General features: G+C 44.0%; 12 protein-coding genes and 1 tRNA gene. 8 read left to right on the top strand and 5 right to left on the bottom strand.

What is annotated here, in order from left to right; all coding sequences use genetic code 11:
* The first annotated feature begins 433 nt into the window (after positions 1–433).
* The 6 genes from F6K64_RS25465 to F6K64_RS25440 all read left to right on the top strand — a co-directional run bounded on the left by F6K64_RS25465 (position 434) and on the right by F6K64_RS25440 (position 6,126).
* Positions 434–616 carry a DUF4278 domain-containing protein gene (locus F6K64_RS25465; RefSeq protein WP_008187474.1) on the top strand — a complete coding sequence of 61 codons (183 nt, stop codon included), beginning with the start codon at positions 434–436 and terminating at the stop codon, positions 614–616.
* Between the two features lie 325 nt (positions 617–941).
* Positions 942–1,367: an arginine synthesis PII-interacting regulator PirA gene (pirA, locus tag F6K64_RS25460; RefSeq protein WP_008187470.1), complete on the top strand. Its 426-nt coding sequence runs from the start codon at positions 942–944 to the stop codon at positions 1,365–1,367.
* A 314-nt stretch (positions 1,368–1,681) separates the two neighbouring features.
* The gene (acnB, locus tag F6K64_RS25455) at positions 1,682–4,291 is read left to right on the top strand and encodes a bifunctional aconitate hydratase 2/2-methylisocitrate dehydratase (protein WP_008187468.1); all 2,610 of its coding nucleotides are present in this window, start codon (positions 1,682–1,684) and stop codon (positions 4,289–4,291) included.
* A gap of 522 nt (positions 4,292–4,813) precedes the next feature.
* Positions 4,814–5,326, top strand: a complete 513-nt coding sequence (locus F6K64_RS25450) for a hypothetical protein (RefSeq protein WP_008187463.1) — start codon at positions 4,814–4,816, stop codon at positions 5,324–5,326.
* Positions 5,327–5,454: 128 nt separating this feature from the next.
* Positions 5,455–5,781: a DUF433 domain-containing protein gene (locus tag F6K64_RS25445; RefSeq protein ID WP_008187462.1), complete on the top strand. Its 327-nt coding sequence runs from the start codon at positions 5,455–5,457 to the stop codon at positions 5,779–5,781.
* A gap of 3 nt (positions 5,782–5,784) precedes the next feature.
* Positions 5,785–6,126: a DUF5615 family PIN-like protein gene (locus F6K64_RS25440; protein WP_008187460.1), complete on the top strand. Its 342-nt coding sequence runs from the start codon at positions 5,785–5,787 to the stop codon at positions 6,124–6,126.
* A gap of 113 nt (positions 6,127–6,239) precedes the next feature.
* Here F6K64_RS25440 and F6K64_RS25435 read toward each other — a convergent pair.
* Positions 6,240–6,312 (bottom strand) — tRNA-Phe (locus F6K64_RS25435).
* 46 nt (positions 6,313–6,358) lie between these two features.
* Here F6K64_RS25435 and F6K64_RS25430 point away from each other — a divergent pair.
* A complete protein-coding gene (locus tag F6K64_RS25430; protein WP_287254236.1) occupies positions 6,359–6,502 on the top strand; it encodes a hypothetical protein in 144 nt (47 codons plus the stop codon).
* Between the two features lie 26 nt (positions 6,503–6,528).
* Positions 6,529–8,181: an ABC1 kinase family protein gene (locus F6K64_RS25425; RefSeq protein WP_287254234.1), complete on the top strand. Its 1,653-nt coding sequence runs from the start codon at positions 6,529–6,531 to the stop codon at positions 8,179–8,181.
* Between the two features lie 462 nt (positions 8,182–8,643).
* Here F6K64_RS25425 and F6K64_RS25420 read toward each other — a convergent pair whose 3' ends face one another.
* The 4 genes from F6K64_RS25420 to F6K64_RS25405 all read right to left on the bottom strand — a co-directional run bounded on the left by F6K64_RS25420 (position 8,644) and on the right by F6K64_RS25405 (position 11,299).
* Positions 8,644–8,847, bottom strand: coding sequence for a hypothetical protein (locus F6K64_RS25420; protein WP_229414381.1), 204 nt, complete (start codon positions 8,845–8,847; stop codon positions 8,644–8,646).
* A gap of 442 nt (positions 8,848–9,289) precedes the next feature.
* Positions 9,290–9,442, bottom strand: a complete 153-nt coding sequence (locus tag F6K64_RS25415) for a hypothetical protein (protein ID WP_008181513.1) — start codon at positions 9,440–9,442, stop codon at positions 9,290–9,292.
* A 39-nt stretch (positions 9,443–9,481) separates the two neighbouring features.
* Positions 9,482–10,744: an RNA-guided endonuclease InsQ/TnpB family protein gene (locus tag F6K64_RS25410; RefSeq protein ID WP_008181511.1), complete on the bottom strand. Its 1,263-nt coding sequence runs from the start codon at positions 10,742–10,744 to the stop codon at positions 9,482–9,484.
* Positions 10,745–10,822: 78 nt separating this feature from the next.
* The gene (locus F6K64_RS25405) at positions 10,823–11,299 is read right to left on the bottom strand and encodes an esterase/lipase family protein (RefSeq protein ID WP_287254230.1); all 477 of its coding nucleotides are present in this window, start codon (positions 11,297–11,299) and stop codon (positions 10,823–10,825) included.
* Positions 11,300–12,026: the final 727 nt, after the last annotated feature.

Raw genomic sequence — 12,026 nt, 5'->3', positions numbered from 1 at the left:
CTTCTTTGCTTTCGGAAGACTTAGCAAACTTTGTCAAAATCCCCTTAGTCTAGATGTTTAGAGCCTCATGCCTAAAATCTAGAGCCTAGAGCCTAGAGTGTATAACCTTAACCATCGGAAAGGATCTGATTTGTTTTTTTTTCTTAACATTTGACTTTTGTCGAAAAAAGTGTCAAAATAGATACAGAAATAAAAATTGGAATTGAATAAGCATTGAGGTCTCTGTCGGATCAGTGGCTCTCCACTCAGATATCCTGAAGTAGATAAGCCGTAGAGAACCCAAGAAAGTGATACCTAGGGCAAGCTTGCCTAACCCTTAGACAGAATTCCTCACCTGGCCAACCAACTTATTAAACAATTCCTGGCCAAGCAACTTATTAAGCAATTCCATTAAGTAATTCGATTAAGCAATCCAATCGGAGGTATTCGAGCAATGAAACTTTCTTACCGAGGTGTCAGTTATCAAAGTGAACCATCTACCCTAGAAGTATCTGAAGGTGAAATTGGTGGCACTTACCGGGGTCATAGCTGGAAAGTTCACCGAATTAAGCATAATCCTTGGCGTAAATCACCCGCTAACATGACCTATCGTGGTGTTACCTATAAAAGAGGGTAGCTATTAGTATCACTAGTTTTGTTTGAGTCAAAAAGTGCTGAGGTAAGCATTGAGCTATCAGCTATCAGCTGATGGGCTTTTCCCCAGACTTTCAATTTTAAATTTTTCACTAAAGCTGTTTGACCTGGTGGGTGGAATGGCCATCTTGGTGGAAGGGGCAAGATGCTTATTCCACAAAACTCTTCAAACCATTCCATTATTAAGCAACATCGGATTTTAAGCTAACAGCCTTCAGCTGTCAGCTGTTAGCTTACATTAAAAGCACTCAAGACTATTGAAAAAAGTGGTCTGATATTATTATTAGTCAATCGGAGGGGTAATAGATATGAAACTTAGGTATCGTGGTGTAAGTTACGACGCTGAACCCTCTTTACTAGAAGTGAGAGAGGGTGAAATTGGTGGCACTTATCGGGCTCAGAATTGGAGAGTTCACTATCCCAGACACATGCCTGAACCCCCACCAGTAAATCATCTGAAATGGCGTGGTGTTTCTTACTGCACTGGTAATCCAACTGTAACTAATTCTGATGTAACTAATTCTCAACCAGTGGCTAAATCGATTTCTACTGTGGCTGCAAAGACATCGATTGCTCGCCACCGGCTGCAAAAAGTCTTGAATGAGAGCAGAAAAGCGCATCTGGCTACTATGCGCCAAACTTTGGAACATCGTCTAGAGGTAGCTAAAGCTAACGGTGATCAGAATCTGGTCAGGCTTCTAGAAGAGGAGTCAAAGCAGATGCAACCTATCTAGTGAGTTAACACAGATACTCTCACAAGTCTGGTGACGAGTCAGTTTGGGATTATCGCCAACCCCAGCCATTGCGATATAGATTGACCAAACCTTATTCAAACTTTTTCACGTATCCACAACTCTCTAACACAAGACAGAGCGATCCACAGCGATCGCTTTTTTGATGCTTTGATTTTTCATGCTTTGATGACTTGCGACACTCTGGTAGGGCAATATTTGTAACAAATTTGACACTCCCCGGTCATTAGACGCGGGGATTCTTGAAACCTATTATTATTGGTCATACATGAAGCCCGCGCACAGGTAAATCTATCATGCTGAAATCTTATCGTGAACACCTAGCTGAACGGGGAGCTCAAGGAATTCCTCCCCTACCCCTAAGTGCTGAGCAAACATCCCAACTTTGTGAACTGCTGCAAAATCCACCAGCTGGGGAAGAAGAAGCATTAATGGCTATGTTACGCGATCGCATTCCCCCTGGAGTTGATGAAGCAGCTTATGTCAAAGCCGGGTTTTTAACTGCGATCGCAAAAGCAGAACTCACTAGTCCTCTGATTTACCCCCAGGGTGCTGTAGACCTCTTGGGTACTATGGTCGGAGGCTACAATGTCCAATCCTTGGTTGAGTTACTCCAGTCTGATCAAACCACCTTAGCAGCCGAAGCCGCTACTGCCCTAAGTAAGACATTACTTGTCTTTGATGCGTTCAATGATGTTCTAGAAATTTCCGATGTCAATCCTTACGCCAAGCAAGTCATCGATGCTTGGGCCAATGCTGCGTGGTTCATCCAGCGTCCCAAACTCCCCGAAGCAGTTACTGTAACTGTATTTAAGGTACCTGGAGAAACCAATACCGATGACTTATCCCCCGCCACTCACGCCACCACTCGCCCAGATATTCCGTTACACGCCTTGGCCATGTTGGAATCTCGGATAGAGTCGGGTTTAGAAACTATTGCTAAATTAAAAGAAAATGGGTACCCTGTGGCTTATGTTGGGGATGTTGTTGGTACTGGTTCATCCCGGAAATCGGCAATTAATTCCTTACTTTGGCATATTGGTGAAGATATCCCCTATGTTCCTAATAAACGGGCTGGGGGATATATCTTAGGTGGCAAAATTGCCCCGATCTTCTTCAACACGGCTGAAGATTCTGGTGCATTGCCCATTGAGTGCGATGTTTCAACAATGGAAACTGGGGATGTGATTACCATCCATCCCTACAAGGGTGAAATCACTAACCAAGCTGGGGAAGTTATTTCCACCTTTACCCTCAAACCCGATACCATCCTCGATGAAGTCCGTGCTGGTGGACGGATTCCGTTACTGATTGGGCGATCGCTTACGGATAAAACCCGGGAAGCCTTGGGATTAGAACCGAGTCCCCTGTTTGCCCGTCCAACCATGCCAGAAGATACAGGCAAAGGCTTCACCTTAGCCCAGAAAATGGTCGGTAAAGCCTGTGGCTTACCCGGTGTTCGTCCAGGTAGCTCTTGCGAACCGATCATGACTACAGTTGGTTCCCAAGATACCACAGGACCCATGACTAGGGATGAATTGAAAGAACTGGCTTGTCTTGGTTTCAGTGCGGACTTAGTCATGCAAAGCTTCTGCCATACTGCTGCTTATCCCAAGCCCGTTGATGTCAAAGTCCATAAAAAATTGCCCGACTTCTTTGCCTCTCGTGCTGGTGTAGCCTTGCGTCCTGGGGATGGCATTATCCACTCTTGGTTGAACCGGATGTTATTACCTGATACCGTAGGCACTGGTGGAGACTCTCACACCCGTTTCCCCCTAGGCATTTCCTTCCCCGCCGGTTCCGGATTAGTGGCCTTTGGTGCTGCTTTGGGAGTCATGCCCTTAGATATGCCCGAATCTGTGTTAGTGCGGTTCAAAGGTGAATTGCAGCCAGGGGTAACCTTGCGGGATATTGTCAATGCTATTCCCTATGTAGCTATTCAAAAAGGATTGCTGACAGTAGAGAAGACCAATAAGAAAAATGTCTTCTCGGGACGGATTATGGAAATAGAAGGATTGCCCGATTTGAAAGTTGAGCAAGCCTTTGAACTTACTGACGCTAGTGCAGAACGGTCTTGTTCTGGCTGTACCATTAAGCTCGGAGTAGAAACAGTATCTGAGTATTTGCGTTCCAATATCGCCCTACTGAAAAATATGGTAGGGCGAGGCTATCAAGATGCCCGTACGATCATGCGTCGAGTGGCCAAGATGGAAGAATGGTTGGCAAATCCCGTACTGATGGCAGCGGACAAGGATGCAGAATATGCTGAAATTATCGAGATTGACTTGAATGAAATCACTGAGCCAATTGTAGCTGCTCCCAATGACCCAGATAATGTAAAATTGTTGTCTGAAGTCGCAAGCGATCGCATCGATGAAGTATTCATTGGGTCTTGCATGACCAATATTGGACATTACCGTGCTGCAGCCAAAGTCCTAGAAGGGGAACCCCCTGTTAGCACTCGGTTGTGGATTTGTCCCCCTACCCGGATGGATGAGAAACAACTCAAAGAAGAAGGGGTTTACGGTATCTTTGGCATAGCTGGTGCCCGGACTGAAATGCCTGGATGTTCCCTGTGCATGGGAAATCAAGCTCGGGTTGCTGATAAAGCCACAGTATTCTCCACCTCTACTCGTAATTTTAATAATCGTATGGGTAAAGGTGCCCAAGTCTACTTGGGTTCTGCTGAATTAGCAGCAGCTTGTGCCTTATTAGGTCGGATTCCCAGTGCTGAAGAGTATCAGTCAATTGTAGCCGAGAAAATTAATCCCTTTGCTAGTGATTTGTATAAGTATTTGAACTTTGATAAAATCGCTGGATTTGAAGATGAAGGACGGGTGATTCCTATCGAAGAAATGCCCAAGATTGAAGATATTTTGGGCATCCCAGCGGGAACGCTCAAGTAGATTAGTTTTAGTTTAGCTTAGCTGAGTTTTCGGGTGAGCTGTTAGGTTCACCCGATTATTTCTATTACTTAAGCTATCAACATTCAGCATTCAGCATTCAGCATTCAGCATTTAGCATTCAGCATTCAGCATATGCTTAGATGGGCTTTTCTCCATACTTTCAATTTTCATTAATCTCGAACTATTAAATTCGACCGTTTGCGCATTGCGCATTGCCCACGCTAAGAGGTTGTCTGAGAAGTCTCATTTGCTACATCCAAGCCCCCGTTGGTCCCCCAATTCTGGGGGACTTTTAGAAGCAAATTGACTCTTCCCCCAAAGTTGGGGGGTCAGGGGGGCAAAATTCAGTATCAAAAAACTTTTCAGATATCCTCTAAGGGAACGCCCTACCTTAGGCGAATGAGGTTTATTTTCAGCTGACTGCTGACCGCTGACGGCTGACTGCTGACATTGAGCGCGCCTAGTAGATGGCACGTTTTTACACAGAAGAAGTTAGGCGAGGTAAAAATCCTGATAACAACAATGCTTGACTTAACTAAAATCCAATCCCTTGCTGAATCCTATTCTCCCCAAGAACTATTTGCTGCTTTGGTTTTGCAGCGACGATTCAATGAGTTTGATGGCCCAGAAGTTATTACTGACCTTTCCAAGCACAGAGATTTATGGGCAAGCTTTCTGTTTACCAAACCAGTCTTTGCACCAGATGAAAATGGCTTAAGTTTTGGTGGTCTGGTAGATACCCTGCTGGCAATGGCAAACTATCGTCCCATGCCAGATAGCAGCATTATTCATTTTGTGGCCTATCCAGCAGATACCTTATACATACTTGCAGAAAATCAAGATACTAAAGTTTCCCAACTAATAGATTTGGGTAAAAAATGGCGAGCTGACTCGGTAGAGGTAACTGATGGCACCAATGAAGAGTACAGTTACCGACTCAAACGCCGATTGAGATATCGATACGAAGGAGCATTATGGGGAGACGATATTCAACGTGATCGGGATGCGGTTGTTGTTTGCTATTGGTGGGATTGAACTGTATTTAAGCATTCAGCTATCAGCCACACAAGATTTTGCCTCGATTCCCGATTCCCGATTCCCGATTCCCGATTTCTGGTACAATTATAAATATAGCTTTCCCGCGCATCAAAGGATTGACATCCGTGGTACTTAAAGACTTAGAGCAACAACTTCTTGCCCTTAGCCCTAGTGAAAAAGTGCAGGTTATTCAGTTACTCGCTCAAAGTCTCACAAGCAATTGGCAAGGAATTGAGAAAAACCCTAGAGTTTGTGGGGGAGAAGCTTGCATTGCCAATACTCGTATTCCCGTCTGGTTACTTGTAGAAGCTCGTCGTCTTGGATACAGTGATAGTGACCTTTTAACAAGTTATCCAACAATTACAGCTGCTGATTTAGCGAATGCTTGGGTATACGCAAAAGCTCACCCCGATGAAATCGAAATAGCGATTGAGCGCAATGAGGTAGCCTAGTAGATGGCACGTTTTTACGCAGATGAGCAGTTCCCTTTTCCTGTAGTAGGATTATTACGCACTTTGGGGCATGATGTTCTGACTGTCCAAGAAGCAGGTAATGCAGATAGAGGTACACCTGATAATGAAGTACTCGCATTTGCCATTAGCCAAGAACGCTCGGTTTTGACTATCAACAGAGATGATTTTATCCGCTTGCATCGCCGAAACTCTGACCATTTCGGCATTGTTGTTTGTACCAATAATCGTAATTGGGAACAGTTTGCAGAACGGATAGATGAAGCTGTAAAAGCAGAGGAAACTTTACAAGGCAAACTAATTCGTGTGGTACGTCCTGCTAAATGAGGTGATTTCTGCTAAAAATCTTTAGCATTATCTGGTTTGTTTCAGCCTAAAGCAAGACACTAAATTGATGTATCAACAATAAAAGGCTTGCTCCCAAGTGGTTTCATATTGTATGCCAGGAGGCGGACTTGAACCGCCGACACGAGGATTTTCAGTCCTCTGCTCTACCAGCTGAGCTATCCCGGCTTGCTTTTTTTGACGCCTTATTAAGGCTAACAAATCTAGTCTGGATTTGCAAGTAGATCAGAAAATTTTTTTTTGCGATCCAGCTTCAATTTTTGTCTACTGTCCCCTGCTCCCGATTCCCGATTCCCGATTCCCGATTCCCGATTCCCGATTCCCGATTCCCCACTTTGCCGCGAAGTCTAGGATATAACCAAATCACTCAACCACCCTCAGCCAATGTTTTCCCTAACTCAAACCAGTACCCGCCAGCGAGAAATCCTAGAAGTTGTCTTCCGAAACGGTTGGGATTACATGCGAGGACTCCTAACGGGCAACAAAAATAATGACGAACCTCAACTCCCCACTCCTGCTGTCCTTCGCAACATTTTAATCGATTTAGGTCCGGTGTACGTTAAGTTAGGACAACTGCTGTCTACCCGTCCCGACCTATTACCAGGAGCCTATGTTGAAGTCCTGACTGACTTGCAAGCCAATGTACCAGCAGTAGCCTGGAGTGAAATCGAAAGCCTGCTACAGCAAGAACTAGCCAAGCCAATCTCAGAAACCTTTACTACCATCAATCCCCAAGCCATTGCTGCTGGTTCCATTGGTCAAGTCCATCGGGCTACCCTCAAAAATGGTCAAGAGGTGGCTCTGAAAGTGCAACGTCCTGGGATTGACCAGATAGTTGCCCAAGATATTGCTATCATTCGGGGCTTAGCGGAGTTAGTCTCTCTGACGGAATTTGGTAAGACTTACGATATCGTTGTCATAGCAGATGAATTTGTTACTGCCCTAGAAGCAGAACTGGATTTTACCCAAGAAGCTAACTATACCGATAAACTCCGCAGTAATCTATCCAATAGCCGCTGGTTCGATTCCCAGCAATTAGTGATACCAAAGATTTACTGGGATTTGACCAGCCAAAAGCTACTTACCATTGAGTGGCTGGAAGGGGCACCTCTGCTATCGGCGCAATTATCACAAACTCAAGAGGGCAAAGATCCCCAGACCCAGCGACGGGAAATTACCACCCTGTTATTTCGGGCTTTTTTCCAGCAGGTTTACATCGATGGCTTCTTCCATGCTGACCCCCATCCCGGAAACATATTTTATCTGAGGGATGGTCGCGTCGCTTTATTAGACTGTGGGATGATTGGACGCTTAGACCCCCGCAGCCAACAGATTTTGACGGAAATGCTCTTAGCAATTGTAGATTTAGATGGCAAGCGATGTGCTCAGTTAACCCTACAACTATCTGAAGCCGGTGAGTCGGTCAATTTATCTGGCCTGGAAAATGACTATGACCGCATGCTGCGCAAGTATTACAACCGAAGCCTCTCCAAAATCAACTTTAGTGAAGTGTTTTATGAGATACTGCAAGTCTCGCGCAATAATAAAATCCGCTTACCCGGTAATATGGGTTTATATGCCAAAACCCTAGCTAACTTGGAAGGGGTTACCCGTGGATTTTATCCTGACATTAACCTGCTCGACCAAATCAAACCCCTGATTACGGAAGTGTTTCGGCGTCAACTCCTGGGAGATGATCCCTTACAAACCCTTCTGAGAACTATTTTAGATCTCAAAAGCCTGTCATTGCGATCGCCTTCTCAAATCGAATTATTTTTAAACCGGGTTAGTTCCGAAACCCTGAAGTGGAATATTACCGTCCCAGAGCTAGACAAACTACGTTACAGTATCGATGATTCCGCTAATCGACTTTCCTTCAGTATTGTAGTCGGTTCCCTGATTATCGGTGCAGCAATTGTGGCCTCAGGAAGCCAAACTCCCCAGATGTTAGTGGTTACTAATATCCTGTTTGCTGCTGCTAGTTTTTTAGGATTGTGGCTGATTGTCAGTATTTTGCGTTCGGGACGGTTACGATGATTTGATAAGGGAGTAGGGAATCGGGAATCGGGAATCGGAACCCACCCCTAACCCCTCCCAGGAGGGGAACGGGAATCGGGAATCGGGAATCGGGAGCATTCAGCTATCAGCTTGTAGGGTGGGCAAAAACATTTTGGTTCTTTTGATTATTCTAGATTAGATTACTTTGCCCACCCTACTTTAATTGGTATTTTTTTTTACTATGGCTGACGGCTGACAGCTATCAGCTATCAGCTTGTAGGGTGGGCAAAAACATTTTGGTTCTTTTGATTATTCTAGATTAGATTACTTTGCCCACCCTACTTTAATTGCTATTTTTTTGTACACACAAGTCTTTGATCCCCCCTAACCCCCCTTAAAAAAGGGGGGAATTAGATTCAAAAGTCCCCCGAGCGAGCAATCCCTCGCTCGGGGGATTTAGGGGGATCTGAACCAGGGATTCAAGCCACTAAAATTTACCGCTTACAAATCCTGTAATTTTCCTTCGGATTTAGCTGTCATTGCCTCCTCAAGTAAGAAGTCTAACTTCCCATCGGCGATATCAGCTTCAAGCTGTTTATCCCAGAGTAACCAGTCTTTTTCAGCAAACCACTCTCTCAAGCGCACGAAATCTTCCTTAGAGAGAGCCTCAATTTCAGCTTGAATCTTTTCTACTTTTGTCATCATAAAAAAATGACTGCAATCCTAGTGATTAAATCTCTATAGTCTAGCATAAAAATTAACTTGCTCTAGGCTAGATTTTTTAGCTTGTAGGGTGGGCAAAAACAGTTTGGCTATGCGTGAGTATTGATAGATTATATTACTTTGCCCACCCTACTTTAATTGCTATTTTTTTGTACTGCTTAGAGTAGAGTAATGCCAGATTGTTGAGAGATTTGGCAACAGATGGGTGTTGTTGACCTAGGAGTTTTTTCAACATCTCCCGGACAGCCCCAATACTTTGAGCAAGCGTATCACTCGCCGATACTAACCTACTGGCATGGCCGTTTCTCCGAAGTAAAAAGAGTGCCTTTGCTCATTTCAGTTATGTTTATTCTACAACAAGATACTGGCTATTCCGGAAAGTTTGTTAGCTAACCTCAAGAGTGTTGAACCCTTGACCATTCGGTCACGCTGCGCGAACGGTTAGCTGTGGGGGATTATCCCCCGAACCCCCTTTTTTGGTGAGATTTAAGAATCGCTCTAACCAGGGTAATGCCTGGTTATAAGCCCCTTGACCTTGGTAAAACCAACCTAGACCCTGGAAAGGTTTGTTTGACATCCTCCCCCCACATAGCGCCATCTTGCTATGCTCGATGTCTTAGTGGGGGATTCCTAACTCTCGCGAATTAGGTTTTCTGCTTCGTCTCGTGCCAACTAGAGTATCGTGACCAATACTCCCCGTCGCTTCCAATCCACAGACATTTTCTAGCACGCTATGCCCTAGCGCACTTACTCCACGATTCCTAATTTCTTGGCTAGCTGCTACATCCCGTGTAGTTGTATATCCACAATCAAAGCAATGCTGAAAACGAATATCTAGAGTTTTCTTTCCTGTATGTGCGCCACAGTTAGGACAAATCTGAGAAGTCCCATCCTTATTGACTTTGGCAAAATATACGCCACGACGAAAACAGACCCACTTTAATATATTTACAAACTGACCGAATCCAGCATCGACACTGTGTTTTGAAAGCATCCCTCTTTGCCATGAGACAAAGTTGATATCTTCTAAAAATATCATGCCAGCACCATCACACAAATGATGAGCCAGCTTAAAATGCCAATCTTTACGAGTCTCAGATATTTGCTGATGTAGTCTAGCTATTTTCTGGTTTAACTTGTGCCGATTATTCGAGCCTTTTTGTTTGTTCTTTAGCCTACGTTGTAGCAATTTCAGCTTACGTTGTAGGGTTTTCAGAAATCTAGGTCGCTTAATCTCTTCGCCATCACTGGTAGCAACAAACTTGTCAAAGCCCAAATCCACACCTCGCGGATGACCGTGAGGCATGGGATTAGGAACGTCAACATTTAGTTTAAGTGATAGCATCACAAAGTAACCAGATGCCTTTTTAACTACTCTTGCTTGTTTGACTTCAAACCCAAAGGGAATAGGTCTAGATTGTCGCCATTTCACCCATCCCAGTTTGGGAATCTTAATAGCATCATTTCTGATCGGGTTTTTCCCTAACTGTGGAAAAACAAAAGAACGCATCCGATACTTATTTTTAAACCGTGGGAAACCAAAACCCCTAGCCTTCATATCATCCCAAGCTCTATCTAAGGTTCTTAATGTTTGCTGTAGAACTTGAGAGTGAACTAATTTGAGTTGAGGATAGACTTTCTTAGCTTCGGTTAACTGTTTGGCTTGCAAATGGTAGTTAGGAAATGGTTCGTTAGCAGGAATGATGTATTCATAATGAATCGAACAAGCATTTATAGACGACTTACGAGATGCACACCAATCTTTACGCTGTCTAAGGGCGAAGTTCCAAACCGATCGACATATATCTAGCGTTTGCTCGATAGTAGCAATCTGTTCGGTATTTGGTTCTAGCTTGTATTCGTAGGTCATTGTTAGCATACAAGTATTATACCTGACACAGGTTATAATGCTGTGTCAGGATTTAATGTATTTGAGGTGCGACCCGAAGGCGCTTTCCTAGGCCGGGGAACCCGGCCTAGGAAAGCGCCCAAAGACCGAACCAGAATGAGGGGTAGACAGGAAAACAATTCCCCTCGTCCCAGATGCGATCGCTTCCCATTTGCCAAAGTCCCTAGCACTGCGCAGCATCTGTTTAACCAGCAGTCCCCCCATACTGTGAGTAACGAAAATTATTGGGCGATCGCCTATCTCATAACTATCCAGTAGATCTAAACTATTAGTCGCCCGGTCTACCAGAGGCATAGAATTACCCTTCCATCTAAACGGTTGTACCTCATAAGCCAGAGACCAAATTCCCACATCTGATAAATCTTGCCCCAGCCAAGCAGGCCAAAAATTATCATCATCTCGCCGTTCTTGCGGGTGCCAAGTACTTAGCGCATCACCCCCGAGTCCATGGACAAAAATGACATCCCCACGGCGATCGGGATTCTGAGCACCATAAATTTCAATTAAATCGTTACGATCACTCACAGACTAGCTCTCCAGGAATAAAGGTCATTGAGATTATTATTGAGATGCTTCGTGACCCTGATCCTCAGCTAGGGTGCTGGCATCGGAACAATTGACACCGATGGGGTTAATCGCCATACCCTTACCACATCTTGCTATTGCATAGATTAGCTACTGATTGAGTCGAGAGAAATCCAGAAAGTGCCAATAAATTCTCTGTCTACCCCATATTCCGCCACGCCCTACTCCCTGTTCCCAGATCCGCTGTTCCCTGTTCCCTATTCCTCTATTTTTATCCGGATAAAAAAAATACTTATTTTTCCTCTGTGGGGCTTGAAAGTCGAGTGTCAGACTTTAACTATGGCGGCATCTTGAGGTACCATTCAAATAATGGTATTGTTATAGATGCTAAACTAGGTACCGGTGAAGAAGGATTTGATGCTAGAGTCCAAGCAGGGGCTCAGTTCAAATTTTAATAGTAAGGTATTAAAGATTAGTTAATTGCAAGGTTGAAAGTTGTTCGCGTAGCGTGGCCTTTTGGCCAAGGTTGCAGGTTAGCAGGTTGAAGGTTAAAGGTTGAATCTTGGATTCTAAATTCTAAATTCTAAATTCTAAATTCTAAATTCTAAATTCTAAATTCTAAATTCTAAATTCTAAATTCTAAATTCTAAATTCTAAATTCTAAATTCTAAATTCTAAATTCTAAATTCTAAATTCTAAATTCTAAATTCTAAATTCTAAATTCTAC

The sequence above is a fragment of the Moorena sp. SIO3A2 genome (assembly GCF_010672265.1).
Lineage (GTDB): Bacteria > Cyanobacteriota > Cyanobacteriia > Cyanobacteriales > Coleofasciculaceae > Moorena > Moorena producens.
Note: the sequence above shows the minus strand (reverse complement) of the source record. Positions and strands in the feature narration are given on the sequence as shown.

What these genes read in the sequence shown, in the direction of transcription:
- F6K64_RS25425 (WP_287254234.1), top strand. Translation starts at nt 6,529, where the DNA reads ATGTTTTCCCTAACTCAAACCAGTACCCGCCAGCGAGAAATCCTAGAA.
- F6K64_RS25465 (WP_008187474.1), top strand. Translation starts at nt 434, where the DNA reads ATGAAACTTTCTTACCGAGGTGTCAGTTATCAAAGTGAACCATCTACC.
- F6K64_RS25415 (WP_008181513.1), bottom strand. Translation starts at nt 9,442, where the DNA reads ATGTCAAACAAACCTTTCCAGGGTCTAGGTTGGTTTTACCAAGGTCAA.
- F6K64_RS25420 (WP_229414381.1), bottom strand. Translation starts at nt 8,847, where the DNA reads ATGATGACAAAAGTAGAAAAGATTCAAGCTGAAATTGAGGCTCTCTCT.
- acnB (WP_008187468.1), top strand. Translation starts at nt 1,682, where the DNA reads ATGCTGAAATCTTATCGTGAACACCTAGCTGAACGGGGAGCTCAAGGA.
- F6K64_RS25450 (WP_008187463.1), top strand. Translation starts at nt 4,814, where the DNA reads ATGCTTGACTTAACTAAAATCCAATCCCTTGCTGAATCCTATTCTCCC.
- F6K64_RS25440 (WP_008187460.1), top strand. Translation starts at nt 5,785, where the DNA reads ATGGCACGTTTTTACGCAGATGAGCAGTTCCCTTTTCCTGTAGTAGGA.
- pirA (WP_008187470.1), top strand. Translation starts at nt 942, where the DNA reads ATGAAACTTAGGTATCGTGGTGTAAGTTACGACGCTGAACCCTCTTTA.
- F6K64_RS25410 (WP_008181511.1), bottom strand. Translation starts at nt 10,744, where the DNA reads ATGCTAACAATGACCTACGAATACAAGCTAGAACCAAATACCGAACAG.